This is a genomic window from Arthrobacter sulfonylureivorans (assembly GCF_047607445.1).
Taxonomy (GTDB): Bacteria; Actinomycetota; Actinomycetes; order Actinomycetales; family Micrococcaceae; genus Crystallibacter; species Crystallibacter sulfonylureivorans_A.
In genome coordinates this window covers 81,625-102,662 of the sequence record NZ_JBLKRT010000014.1, presented here as the reverse complement: position 1 = coordinate 102,662, position 21,038 = coordinate 81,625, and the positions used below count along the sequence as shown (strand labels likewise).

20 protein-coding genes are annotated in these 21,038 nt (G+C 66.1%); 16 read left to right on the top strand and 4 right to left on the bottom strand.

Going from position 1 to position 21,038, the window contains the following annotated elements; all coding sequences use genetic code 11:
• The 10 genes from ACMX2H_RS08935 to nrdR all read left to right on the top strand — a co-directional run.
• On the top strand, positions 1 to 512 hold a 512-nt coding region (locus ACMX2H_RS08935; protein ID WP_414960151.1), incomplete at its 5' end, for a purine nucleoside phosphorylase YfiH/LACC1 family protein.
• A complete protein-coding gene (locus tag ACMX2H_RS08930) occupies positions 509 to 1,258 on the top strand; it encodes a YggS family pyridoxal phosphate-dependent enzyme (RefSeq protein WP_414960150.1) in 750 nt (249 codons plus the stop codon). The genes ACMX2H_RS08935 and ACMX2H_RS08930, both read left to right, overlap by 4 nt.
• A 95-nt stretch (positions 1,259 to 1,353) precedes the next feature.
• Positions 1,354 to 1,872, top strand: a complete 519-nt coding sequence (locus ACMX2H_RS08925; RefSeq protein ID WP_136785074.1) for a cell division protein SepF — start codon at positions 1,354 to 1,356, stop codon at positions 1,870 to 1,872.
• 68 nt (positions 1,873 to 1,940) lie between these two features.
• Entirely contained in the window at positions 1,941 to 2,228 is a 288-nt protein-coding gene (locus tag ACMX2H_RS08920) for a YggT family protein (RefSeq protein ID WP_136785075.1), read from the top strand.
• A 151-nt stretch (positions 2,229 to 2,379) separates the two neighbouring features.
• Positions 2,380 to 3,045, top strand: a complete 666-nt coding sequence (locus tag ACMX2H_RS08915) for a DivIVA domain-containing protein (RefSeq protein WP_414960149.1) — start codon at positions 2,380 to 2,382, stop codon at positions 3,043 to 3,045.
• Between the two features lie 128 nt (positions 3,046 to 3,173).
• The gene (lspA, locus tag ACMX2H_RS08910) at positions 3,174 to 3,806 is read left to right on the top strand and encodes a signal peptidase II (RefSeq protein ID WP_414960148.1); all 633 of its coding nucleotides are present in this window, start codon (positions 3,174 to 3,176) and stop codon (positions 3,804 to 3,806) included.
• Entirely contained in the window at positions 3,799 to 4,734 is a 936-nt protein-coding gene (locus ACMX2H_RS08905; RefSeq protein WP_240691729.1) for an RluA family pseudouridine synthase, read from the top strand. The genes lspA and ACMX2H_RS08905 overlap by 8 nt, the downstream gene beginning before the upstream one ends.
• A gap of 108 nt (positions 4,735 to 4,842) precedes the next feature.
• Positions 4,843 to 8,322, top strand: a complete 3,480-nt coding sequence (gene dnaE, locus ACMX2H_RS08900; RefSeq protein ID WP_414960156.1) for a DNA polymerase III subunit alpha — start codon at positions 4,843 to 4,845, stop codon at positions 8,320 to 8,322.
• A 35-nt stretch (positions 8,323 to 8,357) separates the two neighbouring features.
• Complete coding sequence (gene hisD, locus ACMX2H_RS08895) at positions 8,358 to 9,701, top strand: histidinol dehydrogenase (protein WP_414960147.1); 1,344 nt, start codon at positions 8,358 to 8,360, stop codon at positions 9,699 to 9,701.
• A gap of 100 nt (positions 9,702 to 9,801) precedes the next feature.
• The gene (gene nrdR, locus ACMX2H_RS08890; protein ID WP_414960146.1) at positions 9,802 to 10,296 is read left to right on the top strand and encodes a transcriptional regulator NrdR; all 495 of its coding nucleotides are present in this window, start codon (positions 9,802 to 9,804) and stop codon (positions 10,294 to 10,296) included.
• A 63-nt stretch (positions 10,297 to 10,359) separates the two neighbouring features.
• Here nrdR and ppgK read toward each other — a convergent pair whose 3' ends face one another.
• The gene (gene ppgK, locus ACMX2H_RS08885) at positions 10,360 to 11,178 is read right to left on the bottom strand and encodes a polyphosphate--glucose phosphotransferase (protein WP_414960145.1); all 819 of its coding nucleotides are present in this window, start codon (positions 11,176 to 11,178) and stop codon (positions 10,360 to 10,362) included.
• Between the two features lie 78 nt (positions 11,179 to 11,256).
• Complete coding sequence (gene map / locus ACMX2H_RS08880; RefSeq protein WP_414960144.1) at positions 11,257 to 12,135, bottom strand: type I methionyl aminopeptidase; 879 nt, start codon at positions 12,133 to 12,135, stop codon at positions 11,257 to 11,259.
• Between the two features lie 93 nt (positions 12,136 to 12,228).
• On the opposite strand from map, the gene ACMX2H_RS08875 reads away from it, so the two are divergent.
• Entirely contained in the window at positions 12,229 to 12,396 is a 168-nt protein-coding gene (locus ACMX2H_RS08875; RefSeq protein WP_136785082.1) for an SPOR domain-containing protein, read from the top strand.
• A gap of 93 nt (positions 12,397 to 12,489) precedes the next feature.
• Here ACMX2H_RS08875 and panB read toward each other — a convergent pair whose 3' ends face one another.
• A complete protein-coding gene (panB, locus tag ACMX2H_RS08870; RefSeq protein WP_414960143.1) occupies positions 12,490 to 13,362 on the bottom strand; it encodes a 3-methyl-2-oxobutanoate hydroxymethyltransferase in 873 nt (290 codons plus the stop codon).
• A gap of 175 nt (positions 13,363 to 13,537) precedes the next feature.
• On the opposite strand from panB, the gene ACMX2H_RS08865 reads away from it, so the two are divergent.
• The 4 genes from ACMX2H_RS08865 to ACMX2H_RS08850 all read left to right on the top strand — a co-directional run bounded on the left by ACMX2H_RS08865 (position 13,538) and on the right by ACMX2H_RS08850 (position 18,725).
• Complete coding sequence (locus ACMX2H_RS08865; RefSeq protein ID WP_127514406.1) at positions 13,538 to 14,878, top strand: glutamine synthetase family protein; 1,341 nt, start codon at positions 13,538 to 13,540, stop codon at positions 14,876 to 14,878.
• 10 nt (positions 14,879 to 14,888) lie between these two features.
• Positions 14,889 to 17,906 (top strand): bifunctional [glutamine synthetase] adenylyltransferase/[glutamine synthetase]-adenylyl-L-tyrosine phosphorylase, encoded by a 3,018-nt coding sequence (locus ACMX2H_RS08860; RefSeq protein WP_414960142.1) that lies wholly within the window; start codon positions 14,889 to 14,891, stop codon positions 17,904 to 17,906.
• A 110-nt stretch (positions 17,907 to 18,016) separates the two neighbouring features.
• On the top strand, positions 18,017 to 18,343 hold the full coding sequence (locus tag ACMX2H_RS08855) for a cupin domain-containing protein (protein WP_414960141.1): 327 nt from the start codon (positions 18,017 to 18,019) through the stop codon (positions 18,341 to 18,343).
• A gap of 184 nt (positions 18,344 to 18,527) precedes the next feature.
• Positions 18,528 to 18,725: a hypothetical protein gene (locus tag ACMX2H_RS08850; protein ID WP_414960140.1), complete on the top strand. Its 198-nt coding sequence runs from the start codon at positions 18,528 to 18,530 to the stop codon at positions 18,723 to 18,725.
• Positions 18,726 to 18,842: 117 nt separating this feature from the next.
• On the opposite strand, the gene glnA is transcribed toward ACMX2H_RS08850, so the two are convergent.
• Entirely contained in the window at positions 18,843 to 20,267 is a 1,425-nt protein-coding gene (gene glnA, locus ACMX2H_RS08845) for a type I glutamate--ammonia ligase (RefSeq protein WP_414960139.1), read from the bottom strand.
• A gap of 263 nt (positions 20,268 to 20,530) precedes the next feature.
• Here glnA and ACMX2H_RS08840 point away from each other — a divergent pair, with 263 nt between their 5' ends.
• Positions 20,531 to 20,968, top strand: coding sequence for an RDD family protein (locus ACMX2H_RS08840; protein WP_414960138.1), 438 nt, complete (start codon positions 20,531 to 20,533; stop codon positions 20,966 to 20,968).
• The last annotated feature ends 70 nt before the right edge of the window (positions 20,969 to 21,038 follow it).

The window sequence follows — 21,038 nt, the reverse complement described above, 5'->3', positions numbered from 1 at the left end:
CCGCCGACGGTCCCGCTTCGTCGCAGCTGGCCGTGACGGCCGATGCTCTGGTAAGCCCCGACGGCGGGGCGCCGCTGGCCGTGATGGTGGCGGACTGCCTGCCCGTGGTGCTGGTGGGGACGTTGCCCGGCGGCGGTGCCGCCACCGCGGTGGCCCACGCCGGCCGCCGCGGCCTGCTGGACGGGGTGCTGGCCAACGCCGTGGCGGGGCTTCGTGATGCGGGCGCCGCCGGACTGCAGGCATGGATCGGCCCGTCCATCTGCGGAGCCTGCTATGAGGTTCCCGAAGACATGCAGGCCGATGCCACCGCCCGGATTCCCGAACTGGCGTCGCGGACCGCCTGGGGGACGCCGGCACTGGATCTTGCCGCCGGCGCCGCGGCAGAACTGGCCGGACTCGGCGTGGAGGCGCACCGGGTGCCCGGCTGCACCCGGGAGGAAAGCCGGTTGTACTCCTACCGGCGGGATCACAGCACCGGCCGGTTCGCCGGCCTGGTCTGGAAGGACGCATGAACAGCAACACCCGGAAGGCCGAACTCGCGGCGAACCTGGAACGTGTCCGGGCCAGGATCACTCGGGCCGCGGCGGGCCTCCCGGCGGAACCGGAGCTGATTGTGGTGACGAAGTTCTTCCCGGCCTCCGATGTTGCGCTGCTGCATGACCTGGGTGTGCGCGACGTCGGGGAGAACCGGGACCAGGAAGCTGCCGCGAAGGCGGCGGAGCTGGCCGGCCGCGGGCTGCGCTGGCATTTCATCGGACAACTGCAAACCAACAAGGCGAAGTCGGTGGTCCGCTACGCCGATCTGATTCATTCGGTGGACCGGCCACAGCTTGTCCGCGCACTGGGCAAGGCCATGGCGGCCGAGCAGGAACGGCGGCAGGCTGCCGGGCTGGAGCCGCGCGCGGCTCTCGGCTGCCTGATCCAAGTGGACCTTGACGAATCGGACCTCCCGCCGGCCGCCGGAACGGCGGCGCGCGGCGGTGCCCGGCCCGGAGAAATCCGCGAGCTGGCCACTGCCCTTCAGGAGACTGAGGGGCTGACTCCGGCGGGGCTGATGGCGGTCGCGCCGTTGGGGGCAGACCCGGCCCGCGCCTTCGGCCGGCTGGCGGAATTCGCGCAACTGCTCCGGCAGGAGCATCCCGGGGCCGACATGATCTCGGCGGGGATGAGCCAGGACCTGGAAGCAGCGGTGGCCGCGGGCGCGACACACCTCCGTGTCGGATCAGATGTCCTCGGACCACGACCGGCCGTGCGGTAGCGTTTTGGCTAGGCAGGCTCTGTGCCGGACCCCATTTTCATGACCGGGGGCCGCGCAAGGCAGACAGCAGCGCTGAAGACAGGATGGGAGCTACCATGGCAGGCACACTGCGCAAGACAATGATTTATCTTGGGCTCGCCGATGGTGACGAGCACTACGAACCCGAGCAGCCGGACACGGCCGCTCGAGACGAGGAGCAGCCCGTGGACCAGCCCCGACAGGAACGCCGTGCGGAGCCTGCAGCGGCACCGGTCAAGCCGGCTGCCGAGGAATATCGAGCACCGGTAACCCCAATCAAGCGCGCTCCGTCCGCCCGCGAGGACGCCACCGTGCTGCACCAGATCACCACCGTGCACCCCCGCTCCTACAACGATGCCAAAGTGATCGGCGAGAGTTTCCGGGACGGTATCCCGGTGATCATGAATGTCACCGATATGGGCGAAGCGGAGGCCAAGCGCCTGGTCGATTTCTCTGCCGGCTTGGTCTTCGGCCTGCACGGTAGCATTGAGCGGGTAACCAACAAGGTTTTCCTCCTCTCGCCGTCAAGCGTGGAAGTGCTGGGTGAGGACCGCAAGTCCAGCGACCAGCAGGCCAGCTTCTTCAACCAGAGCTAGCCTGCCGCACTTTCCGGGAGGCATGCCGCCGTCAAAATCCTTCTAGCGCTAGGAATCGTGGAACAGGCGTGTCCATCATTTTCGTCCTGCTGTACCTGATCTTGATGTTGTTCCAACTGGCCTTGATCGTGCGCATCGTTTTTGAAGTCGTGCAGGCCTTCGCCCGGCGCTGGCGGCCGCGCGGCATCGCACTGGTCGCAGCTTCCGTGATTTACACAGTGACCGACCCGCCGCTGAAGGGCCTTCGGCGGATCATTCCGCCGCTGCGGATCGGCGGATTCGCGCTCGATCTCGCCTTCCTGGTGCTGTTCCTTGCCGTGACCATCGCGATGGCGGTTGTGGCAGGGCTGGCCTGACCGAAGGCGCGTTAGTGTTCGTCTCCGAAACGATATATTCTGATTCAGATATAGCTGGCGGATGTCCGTTGCACGGGGACTATTCGCTACCGTTGTTATGAATCCAGCACGTTGCATTCATGACCCACACGAACCAGTATGAGGTGACCAGATGGCTTTGACGCCAGAAGACGTTGTCAACAAGCGGTTCCAGCCGACTAAGTTCCGCGAAGGCTATGACCAGGATGAGGTTGACGACTTTCTCGATGAGATCGTCGTTGAACTCCGCCGGCTGAACCAGGAGAACGACGAACTTCGCAAGAAGCTGGCTGAAGCCACGTCGGGCCAGGCTCCGGAGGCCTCCGTGCCGGCCCCGGTCTCCGCCGCACCGAAGACCGAACAGGTCCGGGAACAGGTCAAGGAAGAGCCCAAGGTCGAGGTCAAGCCGAAGGAAGAGCCGAAGCCGGCTCCGGCGGCCGCCGCAGCTCCCGAGGCCGACCGCTCCGCTACCGCCGAGTCGGCGGCAGGTGTGCTGGCCATGGCCCAGAAGCTCCACGACGAGTACGTCACCGCCGGCGTGGAGCAGCGGGACAAGATCATTGCCGAGGCGCAGCTCGAAGCCAGCAGCCTGGTCAATGACGCCGAAGAAAAGAGCCGCAAGACCCTGGGCAACCTGGAGCAGCAGAAGGCTGTGCTGGAGCGCAAGCTCGAGCAGCTGCGCGGCTTCGAGCGCGACTACCGCGCCCGTCTGAAGGCCTACATCGAAGGCCAGCTGCGCGATCTGGAAGCCCGCGGTTCCTTCGCTGCTCCCGAAGTCAAGGACAGCGCCGACGCGTAAGCGCGGAAGGTAACTGACGGCCCTGTTCGACAGGGCTCCCCATGGCCGGCGCCGGGATCATCCTGCCGCCGGCCATTGCCTTTGGACACCGCAGCGGTGCCCCGGACGGCACTGAAGACGAGAGAGACATGTCAGAAACTCCACCGGCAGCTGATCCATCCAACGAAGAGGCGGCGGCCGACGCCGGACAACGCAAGGGCAGCGGCCGGTTCATCCTCCTGCTGGCCGGGTGCGCGGCCTTCGCCTATGCCTTTGACCAACTGACCAAGTGGTGGGTTGTGTCCACCATGACCGAGGGGCAGATCACCCCTGTGCTGCCGCCGCTGTTGCACTGGCACTTCATCCGCAACTCGGGTGCGGCGTTCTCCATCGGGCAGGACCACACCTGGGTGTTTACCCTGGTGATGTCGGCAGTGGCCATCGCGATTCTGGTTTACGCCCGCAAGGTCCGCTCGCTGTGGTGGTCAGTGGCCCTCGGCTTCCTGCTCGGCGGCGCGCTGGGCAACCTGACCGACCGGCTGTTCCGGGAACCGGCTTTCGGCGTCGGGCACGTGGTGGATTTCATCGCCTTCCCGAACTTTGCCATCTTCAACATCGCGGACTCCGCCGTCGTCGGCGCGGTCATCCTGTGGTGCGTGCTGACTTTCATGGGCATCGGCATGGACGGCACCCGGCAGACCGCCAAGACCGCGGACCGCACGTCGGACGGGGACGGCAAGCCGCTCGATGGGAACAAGCCGGCAGGGGAGAGCGGTGACTGACGACGTCAGGGTCGTCGAGCTGGACGCCGGGACGGCCGGCGAACGAGCGGACACAGTGGTCGCCGCGCAGCTGGGCATCTCCCGCACGGCCGCAGCGGCACTTTTCGGCGACAAACACGTGCAACTGGACGGCCGTGCCATTGCCAAATCGGCGAAGCTACCGGGACAGGGAAGCCTGCGGATCACCGTACCGGAGCAGCGGGATCCACTCGCCGTCGTGGTGGAAGAGGTTGAGGATTTGAAGATTCTCGGAGACGAGGACGATTTCGTCGTCATCGACAAACCGGTGGGCGTGGCAGCGCATCCATCGCCGGGCTGGGTGGGCCCCACCGTGGTCGGTGCCCTGGCTGCACGCGGCTACCGGATTTCGACGTCGGGTGCGGCCGAACGGGCCGGGATTGTCCACCGGCTGGACGTGGGAACGTCCGGCGTGATGGTGGTGGCCAAGACAGAACACGGCTACACGCTGCTGAAGCGGGCCTTCAAGGACCGCACGGTGGACAAGGTCTACCACGCCCTCGTGCAGGGGTTGCCGGATCCGCTGGAGGGCACGATCGACGCGCCGATCGGCCGGCACCCCGGCTACGACTGGCGCTTCGCCGTCGTCGAGGACGGCCGCCATTCGCTGACCCATTATGAGGTCATTGAGGCTTTCGGCAAGGCCTCCTTGGTCGAAGTCCATTTGGAAACCGGCCGGACGCACCAGATCCGCGTCCACTTCTCGGCGCTCCGGCATCCCTGTGCGGGCGACCTGACCTATGGTGCCGATCCGAAACTTGCCGCAGCGCTGGGCCTGACCCGGCAATGGCTGCATGCCAAAAAGCTTGGCTTCCATCACCCCGGCACCGGGGAATGGGTCGAATACGAAAGCGAGTACCCGCAGGACCTGGCTTACGCGCTGCAGGCACTGGCCGAACACCGCGTGTAGCCCGGACTGGCTGGCTCCGACACCTAGAATGAAACGGTGGCAGCAGTGACTTCTTCCAAGACCGGCAACGATTCCTTCGTTCATCTTCACAACCACACCGAGTACTCGATGCTCGACGGTGCCGCGCGGCTGACGGACTTGTTCAGCCACACCGAGGAACTGGGCATGAACGCGGTGGCGACGACGGACCACGGGTTCGTCTTCGGTGCCTTCGATTTCTGGAACAAGGCCCGCAACGCCGGGGTCAAGCCGATTGTCGGCGTCGAAGCCTACCTGACCCCGGGCACCGCCCGGGCGGATAAGACGCGCGTGCGCTGGGGCGACGGCGGACGCAACGACGTCTCCGGTGCCGGCGCCTACACCCATATGACCATGTGGGCCGAGACCACCGAGGGTATGCATAACCTCTTCCGCGCCTCGTCGCTGGCGTCGCTGGAAGGCTATCTGTACAAGCCCCGAATGGACCGGGACCTGCTGCAGACCTACGGCAAGGGCCTGATCGCCACCACCGGCTGCCCATCCGGCGAAGTCCAGACGAAGCTCCGGCTGGGCCTCTACAACGAAGCCAAGCAGGCGGCCTCCGATTTCCGGGACATCTTCGGCAAGGAAAACTTCTTCTGCGAGCTGATGGACCACGGCCTGGACATCGAACGCAACGTGCAGACCGACCTGCGGAAACTGGCACGCGAACTCGGGCTGCCGTTCGTGGCCACCAACGACCTCCACTACACGCACGCCGAGGATGCGAAATCGCACGCGGCGCTGCTGTGCGTGCAATCGGGCTCTTCGCTGGCCGACCCCAAGCGCTTCAAGTTCGACGCCGACGAGTTCTACCTGAAGTCCCCGGCGGAAATGCGGGCCATTTTCCGCGACGTGCCCGAAGCGTGCGACAACACCCTGCTGATCGCCGAGCGCTGCAACGTGGAGTTCAACACCAAGGCCTCCTACATGCCGGTGTTCCCGGTGCCGGAGGGCGAGAACGAGGAATCCTGGTTCGTCAAGGAGGTCGAGAAGGGCCTGCACTACCGGTTCCCGACCGGCATTCCCGACGACGTGCGCAAGCAGGCCGAATATGAGATAGGCATCATCCTGCAGATGGGCTTCCCCGGCTACTTCCTGGTGGTCGCCGACTTCATCAACTGGTCCAAGGACAACGGCATCCGGGTCGGCCCGGGCCGCGGTTCCGGCGCCGGCTCGATGGTGGCCTACGCGATGCGCATCACCGACCTGAACCCGCTCAAGCACGGACTGATTTTCGAGCGCTTCCTCAACCCGGACCGCGTCTCGATGCCTGACTTCGACGTTGACTTCGATGATCGGCGCCGCCCCGAGGTGATCAAGTACGTCACCGAGAAGTACGGTGACGACCGGGTGGCCATGATCGTCACGTACGGCACCATCAAGGCCAAGCAGGCGTTGAAGGACTCCTCCCGCGTGATGGGCTACCCGTTCTCCACCGGCGAGCGGCTGACCAAGGCCATGCCGCCGGATGTCATGGGCAAGGGCCTGACGCTGAAGGAAGTGCACGATCCCAGCGCTAAGCGTTACGGCGAGGCCGAGGAGATGCGCGAACTGCTCAAGTCGGACGCAGATTCCGCCAAGGTCTTCGAAACCGCGCTGGGCCTGGAAGGGCTGAAGCGCCAGTGGGGTGTGCACGCAGCCGGCGTGATCATGTCCTCGGATCCGCTGATCGACATCATTCCGATCATGCGCCGGGAACAGGACGGCCAGGTCATTACGCAGTTCGACTATCCCACCTGTGAAGGCCTCGGCCTGATCAAGATGGACTTCCTCGGCCTGCGCAACCTGACGATCATCACCGACGCCATCGAGAACATCAAGATGAACCAGGACGTGGACCTGGATCTTGAAACGCTGGACCTCGACGACCGCGGATCCTACGAACTGCTCGCGCGCGGCGACACCCTGGGCGTCTTCCAGCTCGACGGCGGCCCCATGCGGTCGCTGCTGAAGATGATGCGGCCGGACAACTTCGAAGACATCTCCGCCGTGATCGCCCTGTACCGGCCGGGTCCGATGGGCGCCAACTCGCACACCAACTACGCCCTGCGCAAGACCGGCCTCCAGGAGATCACCCCGATCCACGCGGAGCTGGAAGAACCGCTCCGGGAAATCCTCGACACCACCTACGGCCTGATCGTGTATCAGGAGCAGGTAATGGCGATCGCCCAGAAGGTGGCCGGCTTCTCGCTGGGCCAAGCGGACATTCTGCGTCGTGCGATGGGCAAGAAGAAGAAGTCCGAGCTGGACAAGCAGTATGAGGGCTTCCACCAGGGCATGGTGGACCGCGGCTACTCCGAGGCAGCCATCAAGGCACTGTGGGACATCCTGCTGCCGTTCTCCGACTATGCCTTCAACAAGGCCCACTCGGCCGCCTACGGCCTGGTCTCCTACTGGACGGCCTACCTGAAGGCGCACTACCCGGCCGAATACATGGCCGCGCTGCTCACCTCGGTGGGCGACGACAAGGACAAACTGGCGCTGTACCTGAACGAATGCCGCCACATGGGCATCACCGTGCTGCCGCCGGATGTCAACGAATCCGCGCTGAACTTCACCCCGGTGGGCAAGGACATCCGCTTCGGCATGGGCGCCATCCGCAACGTCGGCGCCAACGTGGTGCACGCCATGGTGGCCGCCCGCGACGAGAAGGGCAACTTCGCCAGCTTCAGCGATTTCCTGCAAAAGGTTCCGGCCGTCGTCTGCAACAAGCGCACCATCGAGTCGCTGGTCAAGGCCGGCGCGTTTGACTCGCTGGGCCATCCGCGCCGCGCGCTGGCAATGATCCACGAAGAGGCGGTGGATTCGGTCATCGTGCTCAAGCGCAACGAGGCCGCCAACCAGTTCGACCTCTTCAGCGCGTTCGACGACGGCGGCGAAACCGCCGGCGGCCTCGCGGTGGATGTGCCGGACCTGCCCGAGTGGGACAAGAAGGACAAGCTCGCGTTCGAGCGCGACATGCTGGGCCTGTATGTGTCCGACCACCCGCTGCAGGGCCTGGACGGGATCCTGAGCCAACACGCGGACATGTCGATCACCTCGCTGATCGGCGAAGACGGGCCGCCGGACGGACAGATCATCACCATTGCCGGCATGATCACCTCGCTGCAGCGCAGGATCGCCAAGAACAGCGGCAACGCCTACGCGCGGGCCGAAGTCGAGGACCTCGGCGGCTCGATGGAGGTCATGTTTTTCGGCCAGGCCTATGCACCGATCGCCACCGTGCTGGCCGAGGACCTGATCGTGGTGGTCCGCGGGCGGCTGCAGCGCCGCGACGACGGGGCTGTCACGCTGAATGCGCAGGAACTGACCGTGCCAGACCTGAGCGACGGGCATTCCGGGCCGGTGGTGATTTCGATGGCGAGCTTCAAGGCGACCGAATCGGTGGTGACCGCGCTAGGGGACGTGCTGCGCACCCATCCCGGCACCACCGAGGTGCAGGTGCGGCTGAACAGCTCCCGCAAGGTCGAGGTGATGAAGCTGGGCGTGGACCTGCGGGTTAATCCGAACCCCTCGCTGTTCGGCGACCTCAAGGTGCTGCTGGGGCCTGCCTGCCTCGACGCCTGACCCAGCAGGCGGCGGGCGGTCAGTAGAATGGGTGGGTGACTTCTGCAGCCAAAGCCTTTGACGATTTCCCCACGCTGGACCTGCGCGGCCGCAGCCTCGGCACCGCCGAGCTGAAAGCCGCCATGCCCCGGGCGGAGACCACCTTCGACGCCGCCACCGGCGCCGTCGAGGAGATCATCGGCAAGGTGCGCGCGGACGGTTATGCCGCCTTGGCCGAACTCGCGCGCCGGTTCGACGGTGTGGAGCAGCTTCATCCCCGGGTGCCGGCAGCGGCCCTGGACGAGGCCCTGGAGCATCTGGACCCGCAGGTCCGTGCCGCCCTGGAGGAGTCCATCGTGCGGGCCCGCCGGTTCGCCGCGGCACAAGTGCCGGGGGACACCGACGTCGAAATCAGTGACGGGGCAGTGGTGACGCACAAGTGGATCCCGGTGAACCGCGTGGGTCTCTACGTCCCCGGCGGACTGGCCGTGTACCCATCCTCCGTGGTCATGAACGTCGTGCCGGCACAGGCCGCAGGCGTGGCGTCCATCGCACTGGCGTCGCCGCCGCAAAAGGACTTCGGCTCGCTGCCGCACCCCACCATCCTGGCCGCCGCCAAGCTGCTGGGCATTGACGAGGTCTATGCCATCGGCGGTGCACAGGCGGTTGCTGCGTTCGCCTACGGCGTGCCGGCCAACGAGCACGGCCCGGCACTGGAACCCGTGGACGTCGTCACCGGACCCGGCAACGTTTTCGTGGCCACGGCCAAGCGGCTGGTCAAGAGCGTGGTGGGCATCGACGCCGAAGCCGGCACCACCGAAATAGCTATCTTGGCCGACGACACCGCCAATCCGGCCTTCGTGGCTGCCGACCTGATCAGCCAGGCCGAGCACGACCCGCATGCCGCCTCCGTCCTGATCACTGCGTCGGAGGAACTGGCGCAGGCCGTCCGCGGGGAACTCGGTGTCCAGATCGCCAAGACCAAGCACTCCGAGCGCGTTCGCCAGGCGCTGGCCGGACCGCAGTCGGGCACCATCCTGGTGGATGGGCTGGACCAGGGCATTGCGGTGTGCGACGCCTACGCCGCCGAACACCTGGAAATCCACACTGCCGACGCCGCCGCGGTGGCCGCCCGGATCCGCAACGCGGGCGCGATCTTCGTGGGCGATTACAGCCCGGTGAGCCTGGGCGACTACTGCGCCGGCTCCAACCATGTGCTGCCAACCAGCGGCACCGCCACCTTCGCCAGCGGGCTCAATGTGACGACTTTCCTGCGTGCGGTCCAGGTGATCAACTATGGCAGCGGCGCGTTGCGCGAGGTCAGCGGACATATTGGCGCATTGTCCCGGGCGGAGGACCTGCCCGCACATGGCGATGCAGTGGCGATCCGGTTTGCCTGAGCGGACTGAACCCCAACATGTAGTAATCACAGTCTTGTAATTCACCTAGATCTAGTTCTAGGATGATTTTGTTGGTGTTCCCCCACGGAAGGAGTGTTGCGTGTATTGCCCGTTCTGCCGCAACTCCGATTCCCGGGTAGTGGACAGCCGGCTCACCGACGATGGGTCGGCGATCCGTCGGCGCCGGCAGTGCCCGGCCTGCGGGCGCCGCTTCACCACGGTGGAGACCACCAGCCTCAGCGTGATCAAGCGCTCCGGCGTCAGTGAGCCATTCAGCCGCACCAAAGTGGTCAACGGCGTGCGCAAGGCGTGCCAGGGACGTCCGGTCACGGAAGACGACCTGGCCATGCTGGCACAGGAAGTCGAAGAATCGGTCCGTGCCAGCGGGGCCGCGGAAATCGACGCACATGAGGTGGGGCTGGCGATCCTCGGACCGCTGAAGAAGCTGGACCTGATCGCCTTCCTGCGGTTCGCCAGCGTTTACCAGGGCTACGAGTCGCTGGAGGATTTCGAATCCGCCATCGACCAGTTGCGCCGTGATGCAAACGGCCAGCAAGGGCCGGAAGGCCGGCAGCGGCCGTTGACAGCGCAATAGCGCACTCAGACTCCGGTGGCGGCTGCGGAGGGGAAGCCGAGGCCGCCACCGGCACCAAGTTTTTTACTTGGCGAATCCAAAGTGTATGGCCGACTGCAGTGCCGCCCCGACAATTCCCGCATTGTTCCGCAGCTGCGCGGGGATGATCGGCGTGGCCAGCTGAAGCAGGGGCAGGAAGTCCTCGCTGCGCTTGGAAATGCCGCCGCCAACAATGAACAGTTCCGGCGAGAACAAAAACTCCACGTGGGAAAAGTAGCGCTGCAGGCGTTTCGCGTACTCCTCCCAATCCAGGCCTTCGCGTTCACGCGCAGCGGCAGAGGCCTTTGTCTCGGCGTCGTGCCCGTCCAGCTCCAGATGCCCCAGTTCGGCGTTGGGCACCAGCTTGCCGTTGAAGATGAACGCCGAGCCGATGCCGGTGCCCAGGGTGATCACCAGCAGGGTGCCCTTCACCCCGGCCCCGGCACCAAAGCGCGCCTCGGCCAGCCCGGCCGCGTCGGCGTCGTTCATCACCTGGACCGGACGGGACATTTTCTCGCTCAGCAGCGAATCGACGTCGGTGCCGATCCAGCTGGGATCGACATTGGCTGCCGACCGGGCAACACCATGGCGAATGATGGCCGGGAACGTGACGCCCACCGGGCGCTCCGGTCCAGGGCCGTCCGGGCGCGCGCAGAGTTCGGCGACGATGCGCGCAACAACCTCGGCGACTGCTTCCGGAGTGGACGGACGGGGAGTGTCGTAACGGATGCGGTCGCCGACCAGGTCTCCCTTTTTGAGGTCGACGATGCCGCCCTTGATGCCGGTTCCGCCGATATCGATCCCGATCGCCGAGCGTGCTGCCCGTTTGGCTGCCTTGCTGTTTTTGGCGTCCTGGGTCGCCATGCCACCTCCGTGTGCGCTTGTAGCCGGCGTGCGACGCCGGACTATCGGTAGCCTACCCGGTGCGGAGGCGGTGCCGGACTAGGGCAGGGTCAGGATTTCGGCGCCGGAGTCGGTGACCACCAGGGTGTGCTCGAACTGCGCGGTCCGTTTGCGGTCCTTGGTCACCACGGTCCAGTTGTCGTCCCACATCTCCCAGTCGACGGTGCCCAGGGTCAGCATCGGCTCGATGGTGAAGACCATGCCCGGCTCGATCAGCCGGCTGTAGGCGGGCGCGGCGTCGTAATGCGGGATGATCAGCCCGGTGTGGAACGCTTCGCCGACCCCATGGCCGGTGAAATCGCGGACCACTCCATAGCCGAAACGCTTCGCGAAGGACTCGATGGTCCGGCCAATGACGTTAATTTCGCGGCCCGGCGCCACCGCCTTGATGCCGCGGCGCAGTGACTCCTGTGTGCGCTCCACCAGCAGGCGCGATTCCTCATCGACGTCGCCCACCAGGAAGGTGTAGTTGGTGTCCCCGTGGACGCCGTCCAGGTACGCGGTGATATCGATGTTGATGATGTCGCCGTCCTGCACCACGGTGGTATCCGGGATGCCGTGGCAGATCACTTCATTGATCGACGAACAGATCGACTTCGGGAAACCGCGGTAGCCCAGGCAGGAGGGGTACGCGTGGTGGTCCAGCAGGAACTCGTGGCCAATCCGGTCCAGTTGGTCGGTAGTGACCCCCGGTTCGATGTGCTTGCCGACCTCCACAATGGCCTGTGCAGCGATCCGTCCGGCGGTGCGGATTTTCTCGATGGTCTCCGGTGTCTTGACCTCGGACCCGGTGAATTTGGCAGGCGCCGGTTTCCATGCGTACTCGGGGCGCTCGATGGAAGCGGGGACCGGCAAGGTGGGGCCGACGGTGCCTTGAACGAGGGTTCCGACGGGTGCTGTTGCTGCGTTGTGGGGCATAGTATCGATCATATAGGTGCTGCAGCGGTGCCCGAGCGAGACGTCGGCGCTCCCTGGCCCGGCGGCGGCGCCATGGACTTTAAGGAGGCCGGCATGGCGGAATTCTGGTACAACGTCGTCACCCACGAAGTGGAAGTGGGCGCGCAGTCCGACTGGACGCAGCTGATCGGCCCCTACGAGACGCGCGCCGAGGCCGAGCAGGCGCTGCAAAAGGTGCAGCAGCGCAACGAGGCGTGGGACGCCCAGGACGACGACGACTGACCGCGTCCGCCCTCTCCGGCGGCAGCAAGCTATGTCGCTGGGCGGCATTCCGCCGTCCTGGACGGTTGCTCCGTCCCGGACAGTTGCTTTGGCCTAGAAGGAATGCTCCGGGCCGGGGAACGCGCCGTCCTGGACGTCCGAGCGGAAGGCGGCAGCGGCGTCGGAAATGATGCTCCGCACGTCCGCGTACTGCTTGACGAACCGGGCCATCTTGCCGCCGCGCAGGCCCACCATGTCCTGCCAGACGAGAACCTGGCCGGTGGTGGACGGGCCGGCGCCGATCCCGACCGTGGGAATGTGCAGGGCCTGGTCCACCTTGGCTGCAGCCTCGGCCGGGACCATTTCCATCAGCACCGCAAAAGCACCGGCCGCTTCCAGCGCCAGCGCATCCTCAATCAGCCGCCCGGCATCATCGCCGCGGCCCTGCACCCGGTAGCCGCCCAGCGCATGCTCGCTCTGCGGGGTGAAGCCGATGTGGGCCATCACCGGGACCCCCGCCTGGACCAGGGCCCGGACGGTGTCCGCGTAGTAGGCGCCGCCCTCCATCTTCACTGCGTGCACTCCGGTTTCCTTCAGGAAGCGCACACCGGTTTCCACTGCCTGCGCCGGCGAGACCTCGTAGCTGCCGAAGGGCAGGTCGGCGACGACGAAGGCGCTGCGGGCCGAACGGGCGACTGCCCGGCAGAGCGGCAGCATCTCGTCCACCGTGATCGGCAGCGAGGTCTCGTTGCCCAGGACATTGTTGGACGCCGAGTCGCCAATCAACAGCACTTCGATCCCGGCCGCGTCGAAAATCTCCGCGGTGTACTGGTCATAGGCGGTCAGCATCGCGAAGCGGCGGCCCTCGTCCTTGGCCTGTTGCAGGTGGTGGATGCGGGTGCGTCGAGCCGGGCGCGAGGCCGCAGCCGCCGCGGACGTGCCGTAGGGAGCCGGCTGCTCAGCGCCGGAAGGCTGTGAAGTGGGCATGTGATAGAGCCTAATCCTCAGACGTCTGCTTGCTCCACTTGGGCGCGGATGCGTTACCGGGGCGGAAACTTCGGGGGTGCTGCCAGTAGGCTAAGGGGAAGTACACGGCAGGCTCTGGCAAGCGGCTTGAGATGCCACATCAGAAGCCGCTCTCGGACACAGTGAAAGGCAGCCCATGGACCGTCAGCAGGAATTTGTCCTCCGTACCATCGAAGAGCGCGACGTGCGGTTTGTCCGGCTCTGGTTCACGGACATCGTCGGGTCGCTGAAATCCGTGGCGCTGGCTCCTGCTGAGGTGGAAGGTGCATTCGAAGAGGGGCTCGGCTTCGACGGTTCCTCGATCGAGGGCCTGGCCCGTGTCTTCGAGTCGGACATGCTGGTCCAGCCGGATCCCACCACGTTCCAGATCCTGCCCTGGCGGGGCGAAGCGGAGCAGACCTCGCGGATGTTCTGCGACGTGCTCACGCCCGACGGCGAGCCCTCCAGCGCCGATCCGCGTAACGTGCTGAAGCGGACGCTGAGCAAAGCGGCGGAGATGGGCTTCACCTGCTACACCCATCCGGAGATCGAGTTCTACCTGCTCAAGTCCGACGAACTGGGACCGGACGGGATTCCGGTGCCCGTGGACCGGGCCGGCTACTTCGACCATGTGCCCGGCGGCGTGGCCCAGGACTTCCGCCGCACTGCGGTGACCATGCTCGAGAACGTCGGCATCTCGGTGGAGTTCAGCCACCATGAGGATGGTCCCGGGCAGAACGAAATCGACCTCCGCTACGCCGATGCGCTGCAGACCGCGGACAACATCATGACCTTCCGCACAGTGGTCAAGGAAGTGGCGTTGATGGAGGGCATCTATGCCACCTTCATGCCCAAGCCTTTCTCCGACCACCCAGGCTCGGGCATGCACACCCACTTTTCCCTGTTTGAGGGCGACTCGAACGCGTTCTTCGAAGCCGGCGCGGAATACCAGCTCTCCAAAACGGCCCGCCAGTTCATGGCCGGGATCCTGCACCACGCGCCGGAGTTCACCGCCGTCACCAACCAGTTCGTCAATTCGTACAAGCGGCTGTGGGGCGGGGGAGAGGCCCCCAGCTACATCTCCTGGGGCCACAACAACCGTTCCGCCCTGCTGCGGGTTCCGCTCTACAAGCCGAACAAGGGCCAGTCCGCCCGCGTCGAATACCGCGGCATTGATTCGGCGGCCAACCCGTACTTGTCCTACGCGGTGCTGCTCGGCGCCGGCCTGAAGGGGATCGAGGAGGGCTACGAACTGCCGCCGGCCGCCGAGGACGACGTCTGGAGCCTGAGCACCGCGGAGCGGCGCGCCATGGGGCTGGACCCGCTGCCGTCCAGCCTGCACGACGCCATCCGGGCGATGGAGGAGTCGGAGCTGGTTGCCGGCATCCTGGGCGAGCAGGTCTACGAAATCTTCCTGCGCAACAAGCGGGCCGAATGGCACGACTATCGGCTGCAGGTCACCCCGCACGAGCTGAAGCGCAACATCGGAATCCTCTAGGTCGACGAAAGTGCTCACTAACCGGCGCCTGATCGCCCGAGGTTTCCACGACCTGGAGCGCAGCACCCGCTTCCTGCAGGCCAAGGAGCTGTCCGAGGTCACCCCGGAACGGCTGGACGCAGGCTTCGCCGTCAGCGCAGACCCCGATCAGGCACTGGTCTCACTGGTCCGGCTGCTGGAGAAGAACCCCTCTCTGGCCGAGATCATCAATACCGGTGGGGACAGCAGCGAAGCCCTGTTCCGGCTGCTGGGGGCCTCGGAAGCACTGGGCGACTTTTTGCTGCGCCGGCCGGAGCACTTGGACGTGCTGGACACGGACATCGGGCCGGAGCCCGGCAGCGTCCCGGCCTCCCGGTTGCGCAGTTCGATGCTGTACGCCGTCGGGGCGGATCCGCTCGCCGAACAACCGGTCGCCTCCCTCTCCGGCACGGATGCCTACACCGAGCTGCGGAGCACCTACCGCCGGCACCTGGCAGAACTCGCCATCCGTGACCTCTGCGCCGCCTCGCCGGTCGACTTCATGCCGGCGGTCGGCCGGGAGCTTGCCGACCTTGCCGGCGCGGCGCTGGAGGCCGGCCTGGCGGTGGCGCGCGCCGAGGCGGCGGAACGCTTTGGCCCCGACGATGTTGCGGCCGTGAAGCTGGCCATCATCGGGATGGGCAAGTGCGGCGCCGGCGAACTGAACTATATTTCCGACGTCGATGTGGTGTACGTCGTCGAGGCCGAGGAGCTGGACGACGGCCCTGCCGCCGCCATCGGCGCGGCCCTGGCCACCGGCACGGCCCGGGCGATTTCATCCCCGGGACCGGAGCCGGGGCTCTGGGAAGTGGACGCCAATCTGCGGCCGGAGGGCAAAGACGGACCGCTGGTGCGGACGCTGGATTCCCATCTGACCTATTACCGGCGCTGGGCCCAGAGCTGGGAGTTCCAAGCACTGCTGAAGGCCCGGGCGGTGGCCGGAGACGCCGATCTGGGCCGACGGTACGAGGAAGCGGTCGCCCCGCTGGTGTGGTCCTCGTCCGAGCGCGAAGGTTTTGTCGAGTCAGTGCAATCCATGCGCCGCCGGGTCACCGAAAACATCCCGGCCCATGAGCGCGGCCGGCAGATCAAGCTGGGGCGCGGCGGCCTGCGCGACGTCGAGTTTACGGTCCAATTGCTCCAGCTGGTCCATGCGCGCGTTGACGAGTCGATCCGCCAGCGCGACACCACCTCGGCCATCGGAGCCCTGAGCGTGGCCGGCTACATCTCCCGTGGGGACGCCCGCGAATTCGACGAGGCGTACCGGTTCCTGCGTGTTTTGGAGCACCGGATCCAGCTGGTGCGTTTGCGCAGGACGCATCTGATGCCCGACGGCGAGCAGGCCCAGCGGGTGCTGGCCAAGGCCGCGCAGGGTGCGTTGCTGGAGCGGCGCCCGGCACCGGCAGAGCTGCTGGAGAAATGGCAGCAGACCAAGCGACGGGTGCGGGCGTTGCATGAGCAAATTTTCTACCGGCCGCTGCTGGCCGCCGCGTCCAACCTGAGTCTGGACGAAGTGCGGCTCAGTCCCGAAGCCGCCCAGGGGCGGCTGGCCGCCCTAGGCTACCTGGATCCGCGCGGCGCCATGCGCCACATCGAGGCGCTCACTGGAGGGGTCAGCAGGAAGGCTTCGCTGCAGCGCCAATTGCTGCCGGTGCTGCTGGAATGGATCGCTTCCGGGGTGGATCCCGACGCCGGGCTGCTGGGCTTCCGGCGCTTGAGCGAACGGCTGGGGGACTCGCACTGGTACTTAGGCATGTTGCGGGACTCAAGCTCCGCGGCCGAACGGCTGTGTCACGTCCTCTCCAGCAGCCGTTTCATCACCGACCTGCTGGAGGTTTCGCCGGAGTCCACGGCGTGGCTGGGCACGGACAAGGATCTGGTGCCGCTGAGCTTTGACGCCCAGTGGCAGGAGATCCAGTCCAAGATGTCCCGCCATCCGGTGCCGGAAGAGGCGATCCGGCTGATCCGGCTGATCCGCCGCCGGGAAACGCTGCGCATCGCTCTGGCCGACTCCTCCGGGCTGTTGGAGCAGCGCCAGGTCGGCGCGGCCCTGGCCGACGCCGACCGTGCCGCGGTGCTCGGCGGACTGCATGTGGCGGAGACCTCCGTGCTGGAGTCGGAGGAACGGCTGACCGCGCTGCTGGTGGTGGCCATGGGCCGCCAGGGCGGGCGCGAAATCAGCTACGGGTCGGATGCCGATGTGATGTACGTGCATCGGCCCCTGCCCGGCGCGGATCCCGCCCGGGCCCAGCAGCAGGCGGAGCGCATTGTGGCCCGGATTTCCTCGCTGCTGAAGCAGCCCTGTACTCCGCCGGTGCTCGCCGAACGGGTGCTGGAGGTGGATGCCGCGTTGCGTCCGGAAGGAAAGAACGGTCCGCTGGTACGGTCGCTGGACTCGTACCGCGAGTACTACCAGCGCTGGTCGCTGGTCTGGGAGGCGCAGGCCTTGCTGCGTGCCCGCCCGATGGCCGGAGACGACGCCCTCGCCGAGGACTTTATCACCCTGGTGGACCCGATCCGTTACCCGACGGACCTCAGCAGCGACCAAGTTCGCGAAATCCGCCGGATCAAGGCCCGGGTGGAATCCGAACGGCTGCCGCGCGGCGCCGATCCGGCCCGTCACCTGAAGCTGGGCCGCGGCGGACTCAGCGACGTGGAATGGCTGGTCCAACTGCTGCAACTGCAGCACGCCCACGAGCGTCCGGAACTGCGTACCAGCAACACCTTGGAGGCGCTCTCCGCCATCGCCGCCGCCGGGCTGCTTCCGGAAGACGACGCGGCCGCCCTGGGCCGCAGTTGGAGCCTGGCCACCCGAATCCGTTCAGCCAATGTTATTTGGGCCGGGAAGAATTCCGACCTCCTTCCCGCGTCGCGGCGGGACCTGGAAGCGGTGGCCCGCTGGTGCGGGTACGAGCCGGGGAACGCGGCGGCGATCGAGGAAGACTATCTGCGCCTGACCCGCCGCGCCCGGGCTATCTTCGAGCGCTACTTCTACGGTTACGGCACCTGATCTGCCGGCCCGTGCCGGAAGGCACCGCCGTCGGCCCCTACCGTGTTTGATGGCTGCCGGCAGGGGACCGGGTTAGGCTGAGGCCGGAAGCCAAGCGAAGGAGACGCCCGATGACCGACATCGATGTGGTTGGACGTGAACATCTGGCCGTGGCGGTTGGGTCGCCGCACGGACGCAGCGCTGTTCTGGTGGCCCAGGACGGCCCGCTGCGCCAAACCGTGATCGCCCTGAAGGCCGGAGCCGAACTGGGGGAGCACAACGCCCCGCTCGCCGGTACGCTACTGGTCCTTGAAGGGTCGGTGACCGTGGTTTCGGCATCCGGCCGGATGGCGGTCAACCAGGACCAGCTGGCCGTGATTCCGCAGGAGCGGCATTCCGTCGAGGCATCGGAGGACTCGGTGTTCCTACTCACGGCCGTCACCGAAACGCGTCTTTAGGCTTTTCGGAGGCGCAGCCCGGGCCCGCGCCGGGCACCCGCCCCGAGCGCCGCTGACACCATCCTGGCCCGGCACCTGGCACCCGCCGGGGCCGCCGCAGCACCCATACCGGTGGCCGTATCAGGGCAGCGGATGACCCGGCCGGGACAGGACGTGGTGGCGCGGGAGTGGCAAAATGTGGCTTATGGGTGGAAACGGAGGATCCACGCTCAGCGGCCGTACCCCGCGACCGGTGAAGAGCGCGTTGATCGTAGCGCTCGTCCTGTTCCTGGTGCTGCTGGTGATACTTCGCATCGGCGTCGCGTATTCGTTCGTGCTGACGCTCACCGCGCTGGTGTTCGTTGGCGTGGTGGCCATATTCCGCAAGGCCTTGGGCCGCTAGCGGTGCGGTCTAAACGCACGAAAGCGGCCCACTGACTGCCGGAGGGCAATAGTGGGCCGCCTTGAGGAGCTCCGGATCCCGCGGGCGCCGAATGGCCGCGTTCACCGCAAGGGTGTCCTAGCAGCCGTAGTAGAGCTCGAACTCGTAGGGGTTCGGGCGGGCTGCCAGCGGCGCGATTTCCATTTCGCGCTTGTAGGCAATCCAGGTGTCGATCAGGTCCTGGGTGAAGACCCCGCCGGCCTGCAGGAACTCGTTGTCCGCTTCCAGCGCCTCAAGGGCTTCTTCCAGCGAACCCGGAGCCTTCTGGATGTCCTTGGCCTCTTCGGCCGGCAGCTCGTACAAGTCCTTGTCGATCGGGTCGGCCGGCTCGATGCGGTTCTTGATCCCGTCAAGGCCCGCCATCAGCTGGGCGGCGAAGGCCAGGTACGGGTTCGAGCTGGGGTCGGGGGCGCGGAACTCAATGCGCTTGGCCTTGGGGTTGGAACCGGTGATCGGGATGCGAATGCCTGCCGAGCGGTTGCCCTGCGAGTAGACCATGTTCACCGGCGCCTCGAATCCCTTGACCAGCCGGCGGTAGGAGTTCACCGTGGGGTTGGTGAAGGCGAGCACGGCGGAAGCATGCTTGAGCAGGCCGCCGATGTACCAGCGGGCGGTGTCGGACAGGCCGGCGTAGCCCTTTTCGTCGTAGAACAGCGGCTGGCCGCCGGTCCACAGCGACTGGTGGCAGTGCATGCCGGAGCCGTTGTCGCCGAAGACGGGCTTGGGCATGAAGGTAGCGGACTTGCCCCAGGCATCGGCCACGTTCTTGACGATGTACTTGAACTTCAGCAGGTCGTCGGCGGCGTGCGTCATGGTGCTGAACTTGTAGTTGATCTCGGCCTGGCCGGCGGAACCTACTTCGTGGTGGGACCGTTCGACCTCGAGGCCGACCGCGTCCAGTTCCACGCAGATCGCGTCGCGCAGGTCGGCCTGCTTGTCGGTGGGGGAAACCGGGAAGTAGCCGCCCTTGACCGGGGTCTTGTAGCCCTGGTTGCCGCCTTCTTCCTTCTTGCCGGAGTTCCAGTGCGCCTCGACCGAGTCCACCTTGTAGAAGGAGTGTTCCGGGCTGGACTGGTAACGGACGTCGTCGAAAATGAAGAACTCCGCTTCCGGGGCGAAGAACGCGGTGTCGGCGATGCCGGTGGAAGCAAGGTAGGCCTCTGCGCGCTCGGACACGCCGCGCGGGTCGCGGTGGTACGGGTCACCGGTGCGCGGGTTCACGATGGAGAAGTTCAGGGCCAGCGTCTTCTCCACCCGGAACGGATCGATGAATGCGGTGGTGACATCCGGGATCAGCTGCATGTCGGATTCGGCGATGCCCTGGAAACCGCGGATCGAGGAGCCGTCGAAGAGCTGCCCGTTCACGAAGAAGTCGGCGTCTACGGTTTTCGCCGGCACATTGAAGTGCTGCTGGACGCCGGGCAGGTCGGTGAAACGGATATCGACGAACTTAACGTCTTCGTCGGCGATGTACTTGAGGACCTCGTCCGCATTCTTGAACATCGGGTCATGCTCCTTACGCATTCTGGGGGAACCTGCCTCCGCTCTACGGGGCCGGCAACAGTTACAACAGTAGGAGCAGGGAATTTCCCGTCAGTGTCGCAATTGTTTCAGGCAGGTTACTTAAATCGATGTGCACTGCAAGCTTACCGTCCGCGGTCCTGGCGCTTGCAGCCGGAGCGGGCAAAGGGCACGCGGGCCCATGCCCGGCGGCAGCCCGCCGGCCCGGGAACCCTGCGTCATCGCCCGACCGGTAAACTTGAGGGGTGGTAAGTAGACGCGATCTTGGTTCCTGGCTTGAAGGCCCTCCGCAGTCCAACATGCAGCAGTGGCCCGGCCAGCGGCTCGGGCTACCCCAAACCGGCAGCGGCTCAATTGCCCGGCCGGGTCGGCGGGTGGCGGCGCTGCTGATTGACTGGCTGCTCTGCTACGCAATCGCCAACGCGTTCCTGGGCGGGGGGCAGCTGGCCATTCTCGGAGTCTTCGCCGTCGAGCAGTTGCTGCTGGTCGGAACCCTGGGCTACAGCATCGGGCACCGGCTGCTCGGCATCCAGGTGCGCAAACTCGACGGGTCCGCTCCCGGATTGCTGCCGGCTGTGGTCCGCACCGTGCTGCTGTGCCTGGTGATTCCGGCGGTCGTTTTCGACGCCGACCAGCGCGGCCTTCACGACCGGGCCATGGGAACCATCCTGATCCGCCGCTGAGCCGGCAGGGTACGCGCACAACTGAAGACTCCTGAAAGGCGTGAGGGGCTGCCGGTTAGTTACCGGCAGC